At 68.8% G+C, this 18,153-nt stretch carries 16 protein-coding genes, 3 tRNA genes and 1 pseudogene; 11 read left to right on the top strand and 9 right to left on the bottom strand.

Annotated features, from left to right (window positions below; genetic code table 11):
- Positions 1–275 precede the first annotated feature (275 nt).
- The 3 genes from V6B97_RS05705 to hrpB all read right to left on the bottom strand — a co-directional run bounded on the left by V6B97_RS05705 (position 276) and on the right by hrpB (position 4,772).
- A complete protein-coding gene (locus V6B97_RS05705; protein WP_333505532.1) occupies positions 276–920 on the bottom strand; it encodes a YczE/YyaS/YitT family protein in 645 nt (214 codons plus the stop codon).
- A gap of 336 nt (positions 921–1,256) precedes the next feature.
- Positions 1,257–1,922: a hypothetical protein gene (locus tag V6B97_RS05710; protein WP_333505533.1), complete on the bottom strand. Its 666-nt coding sequence runs from the start codon at positions 1,920–1,922 to the stop codon at positions 1,257–1,259.
- A 120-nt stretch (positions 1,923–2,042) separates the two neighbouring features.
- Positions 2,043–4,772, bottom strand: coding sequence for an ATP-dependent helicase HrpB (hrpB, locus tag V6B97_RS05715; RefSeq protein WP_333505534.1), 2,730 nt, complete (start codon positions 4,770–4,772; stop codon positions 2,043–2,045).
- A 555-nt stretch (positions 4,773–5,327) separates the two neighbouring features.
- Between hrpB and V6B97_RS05720 the strand changes: the two genes are divergently transcribed.
- The 5 genes from V6B97_RS05720 (at position 5,328) to V6B97_RS05740 (ending at position 9,473) form a co-directional block, all read left to right on the top strand.
- Positions 5,328–5,603 carry a hypothetical protein gene (locus V6B97_RS05720; RefSeq protein WP_333505535.1) on the top strand — a complete coding sequence of 92 codons (276 nt, stop codon included), beginning with the start codon at positions 5,328–5,330 and terminating at the stop codon, positions 5,601–5,603.
- Between the two features lie 177 nt (positions 5,604–5,780).
- Complete coding sequence (locus V6B97_RS05725; protein WP_333505536.1) at positions 5,781–6,185, top strand: hypothetical protein; 405 nt, start codon at positions 5,781–5,783, stop codon at positions 6,183–6,185.
- Positions 6,186–6,450: 265 nt separating this feature from the next.
- A complete protein-coding gene (gene purU / locus V6B97_RS05730) occupies positions 6,451–7,305 on the top strand; it encodes a formyltetrahydrofolate deformylase (protein ID WP_333505537.1) in 855 nt (284 codons plus the stop codon).
- Positions 7,306–7,653: 348 nt separating this feature from the next.
- The gene (gene glpX, locus V6B97_RS05735; protein ID WP_333505538.1) at positions 7,654–8,637 is read left to right on the top strand and encodes a class II fructose-bisphosphatase; all 984 of its coding nucleotides are present in this window, start codon (positions 7,654–7,656) and stop codon (positions 8,635–8,637) included.
- A 359-nt stretch (positions 8,638–8,996) separates the two neighbouring features.
- Positions 8,997–9,473 carry a hypothetical protein gene (locus V6B97_RS05740; protein WP_333505539.1) on the top strand — a complete coding sequence of 159 codons (477 nt, stop codon included), beginning with the start codon at positions 8,997–8,999 and terminating at the stop codon, positions 9,471–9,473.
- 369 nt (positions 9,474–9,842) lie between these two features.
- On the opposite strand, the gene V6B97_RS05745 is transcribed toward V6B97_RS05740, so the two are convergent.
- The 4 genes from V6B97_RS05745 to V6B97_RS05760 form a co-directional block, all read right to left on the bottom strand.
- Positions 9,843–10,190 (bottom strand): cytoplasmic protein, encoded by a 348-nt coding sequence (locus V6B97_RS05745; protein ID WP_333505540.1) that lies wholly within the window; start codon positions 10,188–10,190, stop codon positions 9,843–9,845.
- 369 nt (positions 10,191–10,559) lie between these two features.
- On the bottom strand, positions 10,560–11,411 hold the full coding sequence (locus V6B97_RS05750) for a 2-oxoacid:ferredoxin oxidoreductase subunit beta (RefSeq protein WP_333505541.1): 852 nt from the start codon (positions 11,409–11,411) through the stop codon (positions 10,560–10,562).
- Between the two features lie 69 nt (positions 11,412–11,480).
- The gene (locus V6B97_RS05755; RefSeq protein ID WP_333505542.1) at positions 11,481–13,172 is read right to left on the bottom strand and encodes a 2-oxoacid:acceptor oxidoreductase subunit alpha; all 1,692 of its coding nucleotides are present in this window, start codon (positions 13,170–13,172) and stop codon (positions 11,481–11,483) included.
- Positions 13,173–13,316: 144 nt separating this feature from the next.
- A complete protein-coding gene (locus tag V6B97_RS05760; RefSeq protein ID WP_333505543.1) occupies positions 13,317–13,829 on the bottom strand; it encodes a ferritin in 513 nt (170 codons plus the stop codon).
- A 272-nt stretch (positions 13,830–14,101) separates the two neighbouring features.
- Here V6B97_RS05760 and V6B97_RS05765 point away from each other — a divergent pair, with 272 nt between their 5' ends.
- A complete protein-coding gene (locus V6B97_RS05765) occupies positions 14,102–14,320 on the top strand; it encodes a dual CXXC motif small (seleno)protein (RefSeq protein WP_333505544.1) in 219 nt (72 codons plus the stop codon).
- A gap of 108 nt (positions 14,321–14,428) precedes the next feature.
- Here the strand turns inward: V6B97_RS05765 and V6B97_RS05770 are convergent, their stop codons facing one another.
- Positions 14,429–15,124, bottom strand: a complete 696-nt coding sequence (locus V6B97_RS05770; RefSeq protein WP_333505545.1) for a phosphoadenosine phosphosulfate reductase family protein — start codon at positions 15,122–15,124, stop codon at positions 14,429–14,431.
- A 208-nt stretch (positions 15,125–15,332) separates the two neighbouring features.
- On the opposite strand from V6B97_RS05770, the gene V6B97_RS05775 reads away from it, so the two are divergent.
- The 5 genes from V6B97_RS05775 to V6B97_RS05795 all read left to right on the top strand — a co-directional run bounded on the left by V6B97_RS05775 (position 15,333) and on the right by V6B97_RS05795 (position 17,920).
- A tRNA-Arg gene (locus tag V6B97_RS05775) sits at positions 15,333–15,409 on the top strand.
- Positions 15,410–15,470: 61 nt separating this feature from the next.
- A tRNA-Arg gene (locus V6B97_RS05780) sits at positions 15,471–15,547 on the top strand.
- Positions 15,548–15,627: 80 nt separating this feature from the next.
- Positions 15,628–15,704: transfer RNA gene (locus V6B97_RS05785), tRNA-Arg, on the top strand.
- Between the two features lie 257 nt (positions 15,705–15,961).
- Positions 15,962–16,852, top strand: a complete 891-nt coding sequence (locus V6B97_RS05790) for a substrate-binding periplasmic protein (protein ID WP_333505546.1) — start codon at positions 15,962–15,964, stop codon at positions 16,850–16,852.
- Between the two features lie 219 nt (positions 16,853–17,071).
- On the top strand, positions 17,072–17,920 hold the full coding sequence (locus V6B97_RS05795; protein ID WP_333505547.1) for a substrate-binding periplasmic protein: 849 nt from the start codon (positions 17,072–17,074) through the stop codon (positions 17,918–17,920).
- Between the two features lie 128 nt (positions 17,921–18,048).
- Here the strand turns inward: V6B97_RS05795 and V6B97_RS05800 are convergent.
- A pseudogene (locus V6B97_RS05800) lies at positions 18,049–18,153 on the bottom strand (IS200/IS605 family transposase); the annotation flags it as partial.

The raw sequence follows: 18,153 nt of genomic DNA on the forward strand, positions 1-18,153 counted from the left end.
GGCTCCCTGTACCTGGCGAGGACACGCACCACATCCTCTGGCCGTCCCGCTCCCGCACGTCCCCCGGATGGCGCGCGACCTTGCCTGGCGCCGCCACCCACCACGCGGCTGGCCGGCTGTTTTCCGCAGGTCCGCCGGGGCTTCCGGGCGCATGGATATCATTACCATCCTTTTACGCCCGATCGGCCATCGGCAGCAAGGATTCCTGGAGTTCCCCCCGCATTTCCCGCCAGGCCGGATGGGCATCCCCCGCCCCCGGCACCGGCCCGCCCAACTCACGTCTCCCACAGCCGGGTGGCCCGCTGGGCCAACGGACCGCTGAGCCGCACGAAGTTGCCCACCAGCAGCGCGGAAACCACGGTGCCCTCGCGCAGCCCCAGCACGGCGCCCGCGAAGACCAGGCTCAGGATGACGGCCGCCACCACGTGCCCGCAGTCGAACAGGGTCTTCACGTTGCCCACCATCAGCCGTGTCCGGTAGGCGATGGCCACCACCAGCCCTTCGCCGGGCAGTATGCCCACCTGGCAGACGATCTCGAAGGCGATGCCCAGCCCCAGGATGGCGCTGCCCACGATCACCGCGCCCATTTGCAGCGGGTAGCCGTCCAGCGGCAACGGCCTGGTCAGGGCCATGGCGATGTCGATGAACACGCTGAACACCATGACCACGGGCAACTGCACCAGGTACTTGCGCGAAAGCCCTTCGCGCATCACGCACATCTGCAGCACGACGAACACCATGTTCACCAGCAGGGTGAGCATACCCAGCGACAGGCCCGACAGCAACGAGAGCACGTAGGGCACGCTGGTGATGGGCGTAGTGCCCAGCCGGGCGTTGGTGACCAGGGCGATGCCAAGGGCGCACAAAAACAGCGAGCATCCGAAGACCAGATATCGTTTCAAGGCGTCGGTTCCATTCATGGAAACTCCAGCCATTTCGGGTGGGCCGGGGCGGCGCGCGCCCGGCTGCGGCCACCGGGCATGGGCCACGGTTGCCGCAAAACGCAAAAAACGGCCGTGGGAAGGCGCATGGCGCCTCCCCTGGCCGGAAACAGGACCAGCGTGTGCTTGCCGGAAGGGCAACTTCCCACCTTTCGGGAGAAGTTGCAAACAACGCAATGTAAAGGCCGGGTAGGCAGGGTCGGTCAGTCAGGCGGGGCAGTCATGCAGAGCCAGACAAGCAGGGTCGGGCGGGGGCGCGCGGGCGGTGCGTCAGTCCATTTACCGGGCCGCGCGGCCTTGCCCTGCTCCCCCCCGTTACGGCTTCATGTCGATCTTGCGCGTCTGCCCGCCGGATACGGAAACCCGCTGCATCAGGCCCACGCCTTGCGGCTTCTTGTCTGCCGTCTGCCACGTGAAGCCGGTGACGATAAAGAACTGCCCGTCAGCGATGTCCTTGAAGACGAAGGCGCCGCTGTCGGTGCACACGGTCTGTGGATGGTCGGCGAGGTACTGCGGGTCGTCGTTGGTGATGACCGGCGGCGGGGCCGCGCCCTGCCCCAGGCGCAGGGCTCCCTTGTCGTCGCTGCCGTAGATGGCGAACATACGTTCGCTGGAATAGGCCGTCACCGGCACCAGGGTCACCGGCTTGCCCGCGCAGGTCTGCACTTCGCCGCCAGGCGCTTTGGCCGTGGCCGTGCCCCGGATGGTGTTTTTGCCAGGGGCCAGCTTGCGGCGCGCCTCCTTGGAATCGTAGGGCGTGGCCAAGGTGACGATGCGGGGCCGCTGCGGTTCGGCCTGTTGCGGCGCGGGGCGGGTTTCCTCCGTGGATTCGCCGGGAAAGCCGGTGATGGCCCGCTTGGGGCCACAACCGCCCGCCAGCAGGGCCGCCAGCAGCAAGACCAGCAGCGGGGCCGACCGACGGACCGACCGGCAAACCGGCTGGCGGACCGGAACGGGCCGTGCCGGGCGTTGGTACGTCATCGTGCGTCTCCTTTTTTCCCGGCGATACCAGACCCACGCCCGGCAGCGCAAATGGGGCGCGCCGGACGGGGCGGGGGAAGAAAACATGAGCGGATGCGCCCGCCCGTCAACGATCACCCGTCAGCGTGGGCGGCCGCCGCCCTTGCCGCCGTTCTCCGGCGTTCCGCCCACCGTGGCCGCCTGCTGCATGCGCCGCGTGGTCAGCCGGGTAGGCGGGGCGGCCATGGGGTCTTCCGGCCACGGGTGTTTGGGGTAGCGGCCGCGCATCTCCGCCCGCACCGCAGGATACCCGGTGCGCCAGAAACCGGCCAGGTCGCGGGTGACCTGCAACGGACGCCCGGCGGGTGACAGCAGGTGCACCACCACCGGCACGCGCCCCCCGCCCACGCGGGGCGTTTCGCGCGCGCCGAACATTTCCTGCAACTTCACGGCCAGCACCGGGCCGCCATCCGCCGCGTAATCCACCAGCACCTGCGAGCCGGAGGGCACTTCGATGCGTTCCGGGGCCTCGGCGTCCAGGCGGCGCGCCAGTTCCCATGGCAGCAGGGCCGCCAGCGCGCCCGCAAGGTCGATGCGCGAAAACTGCGACCGCCGGGTGATGCCGGTCAGATAGGGGGCCAGCCAGTGCTCCAGCCCGGCCAGCAGGCCCGCGTCGGACACGTCGGGCCAAGACACGTCGGGGTAGCCCCCCGCGTCCGGGCCCGACCCGTTCAACGCCAGCCCGCGCAGAAAGGCCACCCGCGCCCGCCATTGCTCCAGTTCCGGCGTCCACGGCAGGCAGTGCAGCCCCAGGGACCGGATGCCCGCCACCACCGCCGCCGTCACCGCCTCCGGATCGGCGGCGTCGTGGGAGGCGTCGTCCAGCACCAGCGCGCCCAGCCGCCGCTGGCGCCGCGCGGCCACGGCCTCGGCCCGGTCGTCCCAGACCACGAAGGCCCCTTCGACGATGGACGCGGCAAAGGCGTCCTCGATATGCTCCCGCGTCAGGGGCGCGCAACGGCGGATGCGCCCGCGCGCGGCCTCGCCGTCCATGTCGCCCACGGCCAGGAAGGGTTCGCGCGCCAGCGGGTCTTCCGGCGGCAGAAACGCCCCGCGCCCGCAGGACAGGCGGAACTGCCCCTGCCCGCGCCCCTCGGCCACCCGGTCCGGATAGGCCAGGGCCAGCACTTCGCCGGTGGCTTCCGGGTCCGGGCGCACATCCGGACGTGCTTCCCGCCCCGTCTCGGTCCCCCGCCTCCCGGCTGCGGACCAGTCCACGCCGGACAGCCGGGCCACCTGCCGGGCGGCCTCGCGCAGGCGGGCCAACATGGGCCCGTTGCCCGTGCCCCGACCGTCACCAGCCAGCAGGGCCACCCGCAACCGCAGGTCCGCGCCCGCATCACGCATGGGGTCGCGCTCCTCCAGCAGGGCCGCCACGCAGCAGGCCGTGGCGCCAAGGCCCAGTTCACCGGCCCGCACCACCATGTGCGCCAGGCGCGGGTGCAACGGCAACGCGGCCACCCTTCTCCCGTGCGGCGTGATGCGCCCGGCCGCGTCCAGCGTGCCCAGCAGGGTCAGCAGGTCGCGCGCCTGGGCCAGGTTGGCCTGCGGCGGCGCGTCCAGCCAGCGCAGGCCCAGGGCGTCGGGCACGCCCCACAGGGCCAGTTCCAGCAGCAGCGGGGCAAGGTCGGCGTCGAGGATCTCCGGCCGGGCAAAGGGGCGCAGCGCGGCCTCCTCGCCCTCGCGCCACAGGCGCCAGCACGTGCCCGGCCCGGTACGCCCGGCGCGGCCCCGGCGCTGGTCCGCCCCGGCCAGCGATACCCGTTCCGTGACCAGTCGCGACATGCCGGAGCGCGGGTCGAAGCGCGGCACCCGCGCAAGCCCCGCGTCGATGACCACCCGCACGCCGTCGATGGTCAGGCTGGTCTCGGCGATGGCCGTTGCCAGCACCACCTTGCGCGTGCCCGGCGGCGCGGAGGCGATGGCCGCGTCCTGCTGTTCGGGGGCCAGGTCGCCGTACAGGGCATGCACCGTCACGGGGCCGTGCGGCGTGGCGGCAAGACCCGCCAATCTCTCCGCCGTGCGGCGGATTTCCCCGGCCCCCGGCAGGAACACCAGCAGGCTGCCCGTCTCTTCATGCAACGCGCGGCGCACGGCATCGGCCACCGCGTCCTCCAGCACGCCAGGCGGCGTGGTGTCGTAGGGCAGCCACCCCCGCGCCGGGGGCAGGTGGCGGGTGTCCACCGGAAAGGCGCGGCCCGCGCTTTCGATGACCGGGCAGCCGCCCAGCAGCGCGGCCACGGGGCCGGAATCCAGCGTGGCGGACATGACCACCAGCCGCAGGTCCGGCCGCAAACCCTCCTGGCAATCCAGGCACAGGGCCAGCCCCAGGTCGGCGTGCAGGCTGCGCTCGTGAAATTCGTCAAAGATCACGCAGCCCACGTCGGCCAGTTCCGGGTCGGCCTGGAGCATGCGCGTCAGCACGCCCTCGGTGACCACCTCCACGCGGGTGCGCGGGCCCACGCGGGTATCCAGGCGCATGCGATACCCCACGGTTTCTCCCACCGCCTCGCCCAGGGTGGCGGCCATGCGCCGGGCAGCCGCCCGCGCGGCAAGGCGGCGGGGTTCCAGCAGCACCACCTTGCGCCCGGCCAGCCACGGGGCCGCCAGCAGGGCCAGCGGCACGCGGGTGGTCTTGCCCGCGCCGGGCGGCGCCTGCAATACCAGGCGCGCGCCGTCCGCCAATACGTGCAGCAGGCGCGGCAGTTCGGCATCGACAGGCAGTGCCGGTCCATGGGGCAACGCCGCGCCGGTGGCCGACAGGTCGATGAGGAGGTGCCCCGAAGGCATGGGCGGGGAGGATGCGGGCATGGATATCACGTGGTTGCGGATGATGCGGAACGAACCGTGGCGGTGCGGGTCCGGCTGCCCTTTCCGACAGACGACGCACGGCAGGCATGCGAAGCGCGCGGCGTCAGGCTATGGAAAAGCGCCGCCGATGGCAATCCGGAAGCACGCCACGGGACTTCCCTGTATTTCACCGCATGGGGGCCGCGTGGGGCCGGAGCATCCGCACGCGCCCCCGGCACGAAACTGCGTGCAGGGCATGACACCGCAACGCAGCTGGCAGCATCACCACTGTTGTCATATGCCAGACATGCGGGATGTTGCGTTGGAAGCGACATGCACTATGCATCAAGTGCAACTTTCAACACATATAGTTTGAAAATCAAGCAAGAAATTTGAACCGCACATTCCTTCATTCATGATGCATTCCCTCACGGCAGACAACCTTACTTGCGGAATATTTTCCTATTTTTCCCGCACATCCCCGCAACAACGCACGGTCTTGAATTTTTCCGGTTGACTTTTACAGCCATGGGTGCAGAGAAGGCGCAAACAATCCCTTGCAGGAGGCCGCATCGCATGAAGACCCTGACCAAAGCCCTTCTCGCCGCCCTGTGCGTGTCGTTTCTGGCCCTGCCCGCCGTCGGCGAAGCCGCCACGGTGAAGAAGCCCCAGACCATCGAAACCCGGCAGGCGCAGCAGAAGAAGAAGGCCCCCAAGAAGGTGGCCGTGAAAAAGAAGAACACCCAGCAGGCCGCCGCCAAAAAGCAGACCAAGGTCGCCAAGGCGGACAAGACCACCAAGACCGCCAAGGCAGCCAAGACCTCCAAGAGCTCGAAGTACCAGAACCAGTAGGCTGGCACGGGGCCGGGCGCATTGCCCGGCCCCGCCCGCTTCCCACGCCGCGTCGCCGCACGCTCTTTCGCCACCCGCGCCCGGTGGAAGGCATTTGCTTGTCCTTTGCGGGCAAATGGCGCAGAATGCCGCATCCACGTCCATCATCGCGGGCCGTCACCGGCCGGGAGGTGCGCCATGTCCCGCCGACGCTTCAGTACCCTGGATGAATTCGCGGAATTCCTGAACCGCACGTGCATGCCCATGCACGAGGCCATCCGCTGCATCGACGACTTCGACGCCCTGCGCGAGGCAGTGGACACCCTGCGCTCGCGCATGCCCTCCATCGGGTTCTTCTCGCCCCGGCGGCGGGTGCAGTGCTTCTACGCCGTATGCCGCCAACTGGACGCCTTCATCGAAAAGGGCCGCCTGACCATCGACGACGCCCTCATGGCCCTGAACATGCTGGGCTTCGAATCCGCCCGCTTCCGCAAGGCGGTGCGCATGTTCCGCCGCCGCTGGGCCCGCCGCCGCGAAGGCGACCGCGCCAGCCTGCCCCAGGTCACCCGCTTCTACATGGACGGCATCGGCACCTGCCTGTAGGGCCGCCACGCCCCTCCCCTGCCCGCATGCAGCCGCGCCCGGCGCGGCGTACCGTGGTGAGTCCCGCCCTGCGGGCAGGGGCTGTCGCGTCCTTGCGCGAGCACTGGCGCGCGCCCCGTGCACGCCCCCCGGCTCCCAATCCTGTTGAAGCGCGCGCGGTTCTGTCGTAAGGCAACCCATCACACCACATGACCAGCCACCGCAGCCGCAGGAGACCAAACCGCATCGCGCCCGCGCGCCGGGCCCCGTCGCACAAGGACCACGCATGGCCTCTCCGTACATCCTGACCATCTCCTGCCCCGACCGCATCGGCATCGTGGCCACGGTTTCCACCTTTCTCGCCGTGCAGCGCTGCAACATCCTGGACAGCGCCCAGTTCGGCGACCGCGAAAGCAGGCGCTTCTTCCTGCGCATCCATTTCGAGATGCCCGACGACGGCCCCGGCCGTCCCGAACTGGAGCGGTTGTTCGCCGGTGTGGCCGCCACCTTCGACATGGAATGGCAGTTGTTCGACGCGGGCAGCACTTCGCGCATCCTGGTGCTGGTCTCGCGCTTCGGGCACTGCCTGAACGATCTGCTGTTCCGCTGCGAGACGGGCGCGCTGAACGCCACCATCCCGGCCATCGTCTCCAACCACCAGGACTTCCAGCGCATCGCCGAGATGCACGACATCCCGTTCCACTACCTGCCCATTTCCAAGGACAACAAGCCGCAACAGGAAGAACGCATCACCAGGCTCATCGAGGAACAGTCCATCGACCTCGTGGTGCTGGCCCGGTACATGCAGATCCTGTCGCCGGAATTCTGTGCGCGGTTCAAGGGCCGGGTGATCAACATCCACCATTCCTTCCTGCCCAGCTTCAAGGGCGCCTCGCCCTACCACCAGGCCTTCGCGCGCGGCGTGAAGCTGATCGGCGCCACCGCCCACTACGTCACCGAAAACCTGGACGAGGGCCCGATCATCGAACAGGAAGTGGCGCGGGTGGACCATTCGCACATGCCCGACGACCTGGTGGCCGTGGGCCGCGACGTGGAATGTCTGGCCCTGGCGCGGGCCGTGCGCTTCCACATCGAGCACCGGGTACTGCTCAACGGCAGCAAGACCGTGGTCTTTCGTTAGGTGCAGGACACACCGTTTCCGGACACCGTCACCCCTCTGTACGCACCGCGCCCGGAAGCCTCCACTTTCGGGCGCGTTTCCGTTCCGCCTCTTCCCTCGCCCGACCCGCCAAGGGGAATCCGCGCACGCCGCATCGCAACGGTTCGTGTTTTGTCTTGAAGCCGCCAAGGGGCTGCGCTAGAGTCCCCACCGGACGCACGGCGCGCACTCTTCGTCGCCCTGCCGGGCCGCCCCTCCGACCGCCGGACGCCGCCCGAGCCCGCGCCCCGCACGGCCTTGCGCCGCACGGGTTCACGCGGCGCGTCGCGTTTCCGAAGCATGAAGCACCACCCCACTGGAGGACCGTTGATGGAAGCCCCGCAAAAGAATCTCGCCCTGGATCTCGTGCGCGTCACCGAAGCCGCCGCGCTGGCCTCCGCCCGCTGGCTGGGCAAGGGCAACAACGACGCGGGCGACGGCGCGGCCGTGGACGCCATGCGCCTGTCCTTCAATTCGCTGAACGTGGCCGGCCACGTGATCATCGGCGAAGGCGAGAAAGACCACGCCCCCATGCTGCACAACGGCGAAAAGGTGGGCACGGGCCGTGGCCCGGCCATCGACGTGGCCGTGGACCCCGTGGAAGGCACCAAGCTGCTGGCCTATGGCCGCCCCAACGCCATTTCCGTGGTGGGCGTGGCGCCTGCGGGCACCATGTACAACCCCGGCCCCAGCTTCTACATGCAGAAGCTGGTGGTGCCCCCGGCGGTCCGCGACGTCATCGACATCGACGCCCCGGTGAAGGAAAACCTGCAAAAGATCGCCAGGGCGCTGGGCAAGGACGTGGACGACCTGGTGGTGTTCGTGCTGGACAAGCCGCGCCACGAAAAGCTCATCCAGCGCATCCGCGAGTCGGGCGCGCGCATCCAGTTGCACACCGACGGCGACGTGGCAGGCGCGCTGATGGCCGTTGACCCCCGCTCCGAGGTGGACGTGATGATGGGCACCGGCGGCACCCCCGAGGGCGTGCTGGCGGCCTGCGCCATCAAGGGTGTGGGCGGCCAGATACTGGCCCGCCTGGATCCGCAGTCCTACCCCGAAAAGGAAGCCCTGCACGACGCGGGCCTTGACCTGCGCGAAATCCACACCGTGGACACCCTGGTGCGCAGCGACGAGGTGTTCTTCGCCGCCACGGGCATCTCGGGCGGCACCTTCCTGCGCGGGGTGCAGTACACCGGTTCCGGCGCCATCACCCACTCGGTGGTCATTCGCGGCAAGACCGGCACCATCCGCTACATCGAATCGTACCACAACTGGGACCGCCTGATGAAGATCAGCTCGGTGAAGTACGACTAAGGACGAACGGCCACCGCAGCCCCTTCGGCGGTGCGGTGCGCAAGCCCAGTTCCCTCGGTTCCCTCAGTTCCCCCGGTTTCCCCGGTTTCCCCGGTTCCCCCGACTCCATGGTCCCCTTCGGCCGGTGCGTCGCCGCACCGGCCGTTTCGTTCCCGCGTCGGCGTGGGAACGGGCGACCAGCGTAGTGAACGGACGGCCCACCGGCACGCCGCGCCGCAAGCCGGTAACCGCCGTCATGGCCCGGTCTCCGCGCCGGGCTTCCCTTTCGCCGCCCCCGCCTGTAGACAGGTGGTACATCCGGGAAGTGCCCGCCACATCCGCTGGCGCTCCCCGCCCCCTACCGCAACCAAAGGATTTCCATGTTCACGCCTTCATCCCGTTGTGCCCCGCTCTGCCGTATCCTCGGCCTGGCCGCGTCCATGGCCTGCATCTGCCTTGCGCTGGCGCTGCTGGCTCCGCAGGCCCACGCCGCCGGGTTCTACGACCAGCCCCCCTTCGACAATGCCGAACTGACCCGCTTCATCGACGACTTTCCCCGCTTCCGCGACTGGGCGAAGCGGACAGGGGAGGCCCCCCACCCCGCCGTGGGCACGGACGGCCTGCCCGGCTTCGAGTATTCCCCCGCCGCCGCCGCGGAACTGGAGCGCATGGGCTGGAAACCGGAACGGTTCTTCTGCATCATGGGCCGCTCGGCGGCGGCGCTGGCCGACATCGAGGAAGGCGACGCGCTGGCCGGGGCCAACCGCCCCGCCGACATGCCGCAGGTGTCCACGGCGGAAACGGAACTGGTGCGCCGCCAACTGGCCTCGCTGCTGCGCGCCGTGCTGGGGGAATAGCGGCGCGACGCGGCGTTCCCCGTCCACTGCCCACACGGCAACGAGGGATATCCTTCAGCCCGTGACGGCCTGGCGCCGCCGCCACGAAACCGTCCCCCTTTGCGCCGCCAAGAACGCAACGCGCCCCGCCGGAAGCTCGTCCGGCGGGGCGCGTCGTGCGTTCGGCCCGCCCCCTTGGGAGCACGGGTGCGTTCCGGCACCGTGCTCCTGCATGCCACGGCGCTAGGGGCTGTCTCTAAATTGTCTTTTCGCCCGTTGGCATCGTCAAACTTCGCCTGCCATATCGGTCGAATACGAGAAGAGTATACTCCCTCATGGCAGGCTCGTTTTCCTTGCCAACGAACGAAAATCCTCATTTAGAAACAGCCCCTACATGGTGATCACCGTGTAGCCCTGCGCGATCCAATCGGCCATGGCCGGGTGCCCGCCCATGTCCCCGATGAGTTCCAGGCCCGTGTCCTGCACCTCTTCGGTCATGCGCTGGGTGGCCGCGCAGGCCTTGCAGGCCCCGGCGAACAGCCCGGCGTCGCGCGCCTTCTCGAACAGCGGGCGCATCGTATGCCCGGTGCCCGCCACCACGGGCACGACCTTGATGGCCTGCCCCTCCACCACCACGCGCACGTCCCAGCCGCGCGCGTGCATGTCCAGCGCGTTCAGCAGCACGTGCACGAAACACGGCACCTCGCCCTGAACGGCATACAGCACGACCTTGTGCATGGTGTCCTCCCTTGCGGCTCCCGCCGGGTCGGCCGCGCGGCGGCGGCCGACCCGGCGGGCGGGTTACTACAGGTCTTGAATGAAACCGGCGAAAGAGACGACGGAGTCACTCGATTTAGAAGCAGTTTCCAGATTAGGATTTTCGTTCGTTGGCAAGGAAAACGAGCCTGCCATGAGGGAGTGCGGCAGCCGTTATGCGAGTCTTCGAGCATTACGGATGGCGACCGCAGCGCATACTCTTCTCGTATTCGACCGAGCCTTAGCCGTTAGGCGAGCGCGCAGCGCGAGTCTTACGGATAAGGACAGCAACGCTATGGCAGGCGAAGTTTGACGCAGCCAACGGGCGAAAGGACAATCTGGAAACTGCTTCTACGTGTAGGACTGCATCAACGCCCGCAACCCGTCCCTGTCCACGGGCTGGCGGCCCAGCGGCCCCTTTTGCAGCACCGGCAGGCTGGCGTCCAGCGATGGCCTGTCGTTGCGGTAGATGACCCCGATGGGGATGCGCTCGCCGAACTCCTGCGCCACCTGCATGGCGGCGGACCAGTCGGTGGGGTCGTAGTCCTCGGGCAATTCCTGGCAGCGCTGCTTGTACCAGCCGAAGGTGTTGACCTTGTTGAACGACACGCACGGCGAGAACAGGTCCACCAGCGCGAAACCCTTGTGCCGGACGGCCAGCTGGATCATCTCCACCAGGTGCGGAGTGTTGCCCGAAAACGAACGCGCCACGAATGAGCACTTCATGGCCACGGCCACGGCGATGGGGTTGAACGGCGCGTTGCGCACCCCGTCGGGCTGGCTCTTGGTGATCTGCCCTTCCGGGGTGGTGGGACTGGCCTGCCCCTTGGTCAGGCCGTAGATCTGGTTGTCGTGCACCAGCAGGGTCATGTCCACGTTGCGGCGGATGGCCGCCAGGAAGTGGTTGCCGCCCTCGCCGTAGTTGCAGCCGTCGCCGCTCTGGGCGATGACGGTCAGCTCCGGGTTGCACAGCTTGATGGCCTGCGCCGGGGGCAGGCCACGCCCGTGCAGGCCGTTGAAGCCGTTGAGGTCGATGTAGTGCGGCGCCTTGGCCGCCTGCCCGATGCCGGAGACGTGCGCCACCTTGTTGGGGGCAAGGTCCAGCCCGGCCAGCGCCTGCCGCACGGCCTTCATCACGTCGTGGTTGCCACAGCCGGGGCACCACGCGGTCTTCTTGTATTCGCCGTAGACTTCGATATCCATGATCGCTCCTGGAAATTCCCTGTGAAATTCCGTTGTCCGGTCCACCAGCGGGAAAAAGGCCGGGTTGCCCTAGCCCAAGCGCTCCGCCAGCCACCCCGGCGTAAAGATACGCCCGTCATAGCGCAGCAGCGTGCGCGACACCTCGAACCCGGTCTCCTGCCGCAGCAGGCGGGCGAACTGGCCCGTGGCGTTGCCTTCCACGCACACCACTTCCTTCGCCGCCTGAAGGGCGGGCAGGAACTGCGCGGGGTCCAGCGGCCAGACCTGGGTGAAGCTCATGACGCCCACGGTGCGGCCCTTGGCGCGCACCATCTCCGCCGCCTCGGCCACCGGCCCCTCGCTGGAGCCCCAGCAGACCAGCATCAGGTCGGGCTTGGCATCGCCGGACACGCGCGGGGGGATGACCAGCTTGTTCAGCCCTTCGCCCTTGCGCAGCCGCTTGTCGTTCATGGCGGTGCGCAGGTCCGCGTCCTCGGTGATGTTGCCCTGCTCGGTGTGCTCGTGGCAGTCGGCCAGCACCAGCGTTTCGGTAAAGCCGGGCACCTTGCGGGGTGATATGCCGCTTTCGGTCAGTTCGTAGCGCTTGTAGCGCTTGAATTTCGGCCCGCCGCCGGGGCTGAAGTCCGGCTCGGCCACGGGGGGCAGCGCATCCAGGTCGAAGGGAACCACCGCACGGTACGAGTCGGACAGGTACTGGTCGGTCAGCACGAAGACCGGGGTCTGGAAGCGCTCGGTCAGGTCGAAGGCCGCGTGGGTGAGGTGGAAGCAGTCCTCGATGGTGGCCGGGGCCAGGATGGCGCGGGGGAATTCGCCGTGGCCCGCGTACAGGGCCAGGTTCAGGTCGGCCTGTTCGGTGCGCGTGGGCAGGCCGGTGGCCGGGCCGGGCCGCTGGGCCAGCACGATGACCACCGGGGCCTCCATGACGCCCGCCAGGCTGACGCCTTCGGTCATCAGGGCAAAACCCCCACCCGAGGTGGGCACCAGCGCCTTGGCCCCGGTGTAGGTGGCCCCCAGGGCCATGTTGATGGCGGCGATCTCGTCCTCGGCCTGTTCCACCACCACGCCCAGCTTGCGCCCCTTGGTGATGAGTTCCTGCGCCACCGAGGTGGCCGGGGTCATGGGGTAGAACGAGCAGAACTTCACGCCCGCCGCCAGCGCGCCGAGGGCGATGGCCTCGTTGCCGTGCAGCATCATGCGGCCCTTGGCCCCCTTGGGCGCGGGCAGCGCGGCGCAACTGGCGCGGTGGGCTTCCGCCCATTTCCAGGCGTCGTCCAGCACCTTCATGTTCTGGCCCACCACCTCGTCGCCCTTCTTGCCGAAGGTTTCGCGCACCAGCCCTTCCATGGTGGGCCGGTCCACCCCCAGCAGCGAGCCCAGCACGCCCAGCGCGGCCACGTTCTCGAAGATGGGGCGCGGGGCCACGTCCTTGAACGGCACCGGCACGGCCCTGGCCCCTTCGGGGTCCAGCCCGGCGTCCAGGATGACGATGCCGCCCTCGGCCAGTTCGTGCTTGTGCAGGCTGACGGTCTCCTGGTTCAGGGCCACCAGCACGTCCATGGCGTCCGCCGGGGCGGCGATGGGCGCGTCGTGCACGCGGATGCTGTAGGTGTTGTGGCCGCCGCGCACGCGGGACATGTAGTCCTGCGACACCACGACCTCATAGCCGCTGCGGATCAGGGCCTTGGTCAGCATCTGGCCGATGGTGACCAGACCCTGCCCGGCCTCGCCGCCGATGACGATGTTTCTGCCCGTGTGGCTCACGCCGCACCTCCTTGCTCTGTGTGTGCCGTCTCGCCGTTTTTTCCGCGCCTTGGGGCGGATCGCATGAGAAGGCGGACGGCCGGGCCGGGGTTGCCCCTCGGCCGGGCCATCCTTGTGTTTCCGTTCAGGCCGGACTGTTTCCGCCTACGCCGGGGCGGCGGGCATGGTGAACACCCGCGCGGCCAGATCCTTGTCCAGCAGCAGCATGCCCTGTCCTTCGCCGTTGACGAGCCGCAGTTTGTGCAGCAGGTCGTTCACGCTGTCCTCTTCCTCCACCTGTTCGGTGACGAACCATTGCAGGAAGATGTTGGTGGCGTGGTCGCGCTCTTCGATGGCCACGTTGACCAGGTCGTTGATGCGCGCGGTGACGTGCCGCTCGTGCTCCAGGGTCTTCTGGAAGGCGTCCAGCACGCCGTCCCAGGACGAGGGCGGCGCGTCGATGGGTTGCAGGATCACCCGGCCGCCGCGCTCGTTGATGAAGTCGTAGAACTTCATGGCGTGGAACAGTTCTTCCTGCGCCTGCACCCGCATCCAGTTGGCGAAGCCTGCAAGGCCCATGTCCGCGAAGTAGGCGGACATGGAGAGGTACAGGTAGCTGGAGTACATTTCCCATTTCACCTGATCGTTCAGGGCCTGGTTCATGCGTTCGGAAAGCATCGCGGTCTCCTTGGAAGTGAGCGGGAATCCGCCGGGGCGCCGGGCCGTCGGGCACCGGTTCACGCAATAACCGGCAGTATTTACCATAGTACACGAAGGACGGGTTTGCGCAAGGGGAAGGCGGCGGAAAGGGATTGCCGGTACGGGCGCGATGCGGTATGCCCCGCCTGCGCGGCCATTATATGGACATGTTCGGCATGACCGGCATGACGCGCGGGACCGCCCCGCCGCATCCGGACCGCCACTTCCACGCCGCGCCGCAAGGAGACCGCATGTACAGCACGAGCTACGGCTTCGGGCATGCCCGGGCCGCCCAGACCACCATTCCCTGCCGCGCCTGCGGCACCGCGCTGCGGGTGGAGCGTACCTGCCACGAAGTGTTCCTGCGCTGCGCCACCTGCCGCACCACCCATACCGTGGGCGAATACGTGGACCAGATGGACGACGCGCTGGAATCGTTCATGGAGAACGTGTACTGCGACCGGACCTAGACAAACGGGGACGGCCCCCCATCCGCCGGTCCCACCGGACACGCGAAAAGGGGACGGAAGCCACATGGCTTCCGTCCCCTTTCGCATGCGCGGCCCTGAGCGTGCCGGTCAGAAATAGCCCAGGGCGTGCAGCGAGGCCAGCACGGCCTCCTTGTCGGCGGCACGCCCGGCGCGTTCGCCGCCCGCGCCCTGCCCGGCGTCCCCGGCCATTCCCGGCGGCAGGGTGCACGGCATGCAGCCCAGCGAGCGGTACCCCCGGTCGTACAGCTCGCAATGGGGCAGGCCAAGCTGCATGGTGGCGGCCCACACGTCCATCTCGGTGAAGTCCAGCACCGGGTGCACGCGCAGGTGGGGCGGTTCCGCCACGGGTTCACGGGCGGGCCGCGCGGCCCGGTCGGGGTGTTCGTCGCGGCGGATGCCGGTGAGCAGCACGGCCACGTCCAGTCGGCGCAGGGCGCGCAGCAGCGGGGTCACCTTCAGGTCGCGGCAGCAGGCGGCCCGGTCCACGGCCACCGGGTAGCCGGGGGCCACATCCGGCCGGGCGATGTGCATCTCCACGCCCCACTCCACGGCCAGCCTGTCACGAAAGACCAGCACTTCCGGAAACTTGCAGCCTGTGTCCAGGTTCAGGGCCAGCGGGCGCGCGCCGGGCGCGCCGTGGTGCAGCACGCCGCGCCACAGCGCCAGCGCCAGCGTGGAATCCTTGCCGCCGGTCCAGGCCACGGCCACGCGGTGCGGGCCGTGCCGGTCCAGCACTTCGCGCAGCAACTGGCGCGCCCCGTCGATCTTGGCATCAAGGCTCATGAATCCTCCATCCGGAAAAACCGGAGAGGCCCGGTCTATCCCTTTCCCCGTGCCGGGGCAACAGTCCGGATCGGAACGTGGCCCGACACGCGGGGACACGCGGGCCGGGCTGGCGGGCGTCTCGCCGCCTCCACCGAAAAGGCATGCGGGACCTGCACGAAATCGCTTGACGATCCGCCCCCATCGGGCATATATGCCTTCTCTCGCTGCGCCGGTAGCTCAGTTGGATAGAGCAACAGGCTACGAACCTGTAGGTCGGGAGTTCGAATCTCTCCCGGCGCGCCAGCGAAAGATCCGGGCTTCGCAGGGCGTCACGCCAGCAGGTCCGGAAGTGTTCCGGAGACACGCGCCAGTAGCCCAGCTGGATAGAGCAACAGGCTACGAACCTGTAGGTCGGAGGTTCGAATCCTTCCTGGCGCGCCACTCAGGCATGCACCGGAACCATGCGACACGGCAGCCGCTTCCGTGGCGGGGCGCAAGCCCCGCGAAACAGCGCACCTTGCGCGCCAGTAGCCCAGCTGGATAGAGCAACAGGCTACGAACCTGTAGGTCGGAGGTTCGAATCCTTCCTGGCGCGCCATGCATGCAAGCCCCCGGAACACTGTTCCGGGGGCTTTTGCATTGCCGCCGTGCCTGCCTGCGCGCCGTCCCTCCCGGTCACGCAATCCGGCGCGGTTCGCGCCCCCGCCACTTCGTCGCTTGACCGCCATCCCGCGCCCGTCTAACAATACGCATACTCCGAACGTACGGCTTCTTCCGGCGGTTTCCGGTTGCGGCGGCCCGTGCCGTCGCCTTTCGCGTCGTATCCTCCGGTGCCGTACCCGGAAAGGCAGCCCCATGCACGCCTGTCCGCCCCGCACCCGCCGCCATTTTCCGCCGGTCACGGCCACGGGACTTGTTCTCGCGTCCGTGCTCTGGTGCCTGCTGGCCCTGCCCGTGCAGGCACGCGCGGATGCCGGCTCGGGGACGCAGGCAGATTCCGCCGCCCCCGTCCAACTCCGGGCCACGCAAACGGAAGACGCCGCCCCCCGCGAACTGGCCATCCTGGCCTTTCACCGCCCGCCCTACTACACCTTCGCCCACGGCGAGGCCGGGGGATTTCTCGTCGACGCCGTGCGCCGCGTGCTGGACGCCGCGCGCATCCCCTACCACGTCGCGGAAATGCCGCCCAAGCGCATTCTGGTGCAACTGGAACAGGACCCGGATGCCTACGCCTGCTCTCCCGGCTGGTACCGTACCCGCGAACGCGAGCAGTTCGCGCGGTTCAGCGCGCCCATCTATCGCAACCTGTCGCCGGTGGCCGTACTCCGCGCCGAGGTGGCGCACCGGGCCGACGGTGGACGGGGATTGGCCGCGCTGCTGGCCACCGGGCTGCGCATGGTGCTGCGTGGCGGCTTTTCGTACGGTCCAGCCCTGGACGATGCCCTGGCCCGGTCCCGCGCGCCCGTCTACCGCAGCACGGCCGACAACGCCGCCCTGCTGGAAATGCTGGCATCCGGCCGCTACGACATGACCCTGATGGAGCAGGAAGAAGCCACGGAACTGCTGCGCCGGTCGCCCCGGCTGTTTCAGGCGCTGGAACTGGTGTCCCTGGCCGGGCCGGATCCCCTGGTGGGCCAGCCCCAGACCCGGCACCTGATGTGCGGGCGCGGCGTGGACGAGGCCACCCTGCGCCGCATCGACGACGCCATCGCCGAGGTGCTGGGCGACGTGGCCGCCGCCCCCTGACCGGTTGCCGCCCGCGCGCCATCGGGTGCTGGGTACCCCGTCCCCTGCGCACGTCCCGGCGTCGCGCCGTCCACAGCGCATCCCGCCGCAGCCGGACGCATGCCCGGCACCACCGGACGCACGACGCCGCATGCATCGTATGTAATAATCATTCAGGGCCCGCCGCAATGGCGTCACCCTGCATCAGACACCCCCTGTCCCGCCCAGCCGGAGGTAGCCATGCCCCTGCAACACGCCCGGCCCTTCCCCTTCAGGCCCACCCGCCGCCTGATTGCCGCCCTGCTGCTCGCACTGGCCGCCTGCGTGGTTCCCGCGCGCGCGGGCCACGCGGCGTCGCAGGCCGCTCCACAATCCACGCCGCGCGAGATCGCCGTCTACGTCTACCACCGTCCGCCGTTCTTCACGGTGACCCGCGAAAGGCAGGACGGCCCGCTGGTGGAAATGACCCTGGCCGTCCTGGAACGCGCGGGCCTGAAGCCGCGCCTGGTAAGCAGCACCTTCACCGACATCCTCGCCGTCTTCAGCGCCGGGGCGCCGTTCGCGTGCGCGCCGGGCGTCTACCGCACGCCGGAACGGGAGGCGTACGCCCGGTTCCTTGGCCCGCTGTACGCTCCGCTGCCGCCGGTGATCGTGGTGCGGCGCACCCACGCGGGGCTGGCCGCCTCCGCGCGGTCCCTGGATTCGCTGCTGGCCGGGGGGCTGCGCGTGGTGCTGGGCGACGGCTACTGGTACGGCGACTGGCTGGCCTCCGCGCTGGCGCGCACGGGCACCTCGCCCGCCCGCACCCGCGAGGACAACGCACGGATGCTGCGCGCCATCGCCAACGGCGCCTACGATATCACCTTCATGGGCCATGAAGAGGCTGCCCATCTGCTGCGCACCCACCCCAACCTGGGCGCGGCCCTGACCCTGCGGCCGGTGCCGGGCACTCCCCCGGCCGAACCGCGCTACCTGATGGTGGCCAGAGGCGTGGACGCCGCCACCGCCGAACGCATCGAAGCCGCCCTGCGTGAAGTGTCCAACACCCCGCGGTACCGCGAACTGGTACAGTCGCTGCGCAGGGAATGAGCCGGGGCGGCGCTCGCCGCAATAAAAATCCACCGGCATAGCCGGTGGTATTTCATATGCGCCTGTAAGGCTCTGTTACCAGCAGCGCCCTAGCAGGCGCATATTTAGATCTGGCATCTGCATATCTGCTACTTGCGGCCCGTAAACGGGCTTCCGGGATACGGTAGGGACAACTGGTCACCAAGTTTATCAGACTCTAGCTGATGTTTGATGTATTCCTGAATCTTACGGGT

The sequence above is a fragment of the Nitratidesulfovibrio sp. 1201_IL3209 genome (assembly GCF_036763125.1).
Lineage (GTDB): Bacteria > Desulfobacterota > Desulfovibrionia > Desulfovibrionales > Desulfovibrionaceae > Cupidesulfovibrio.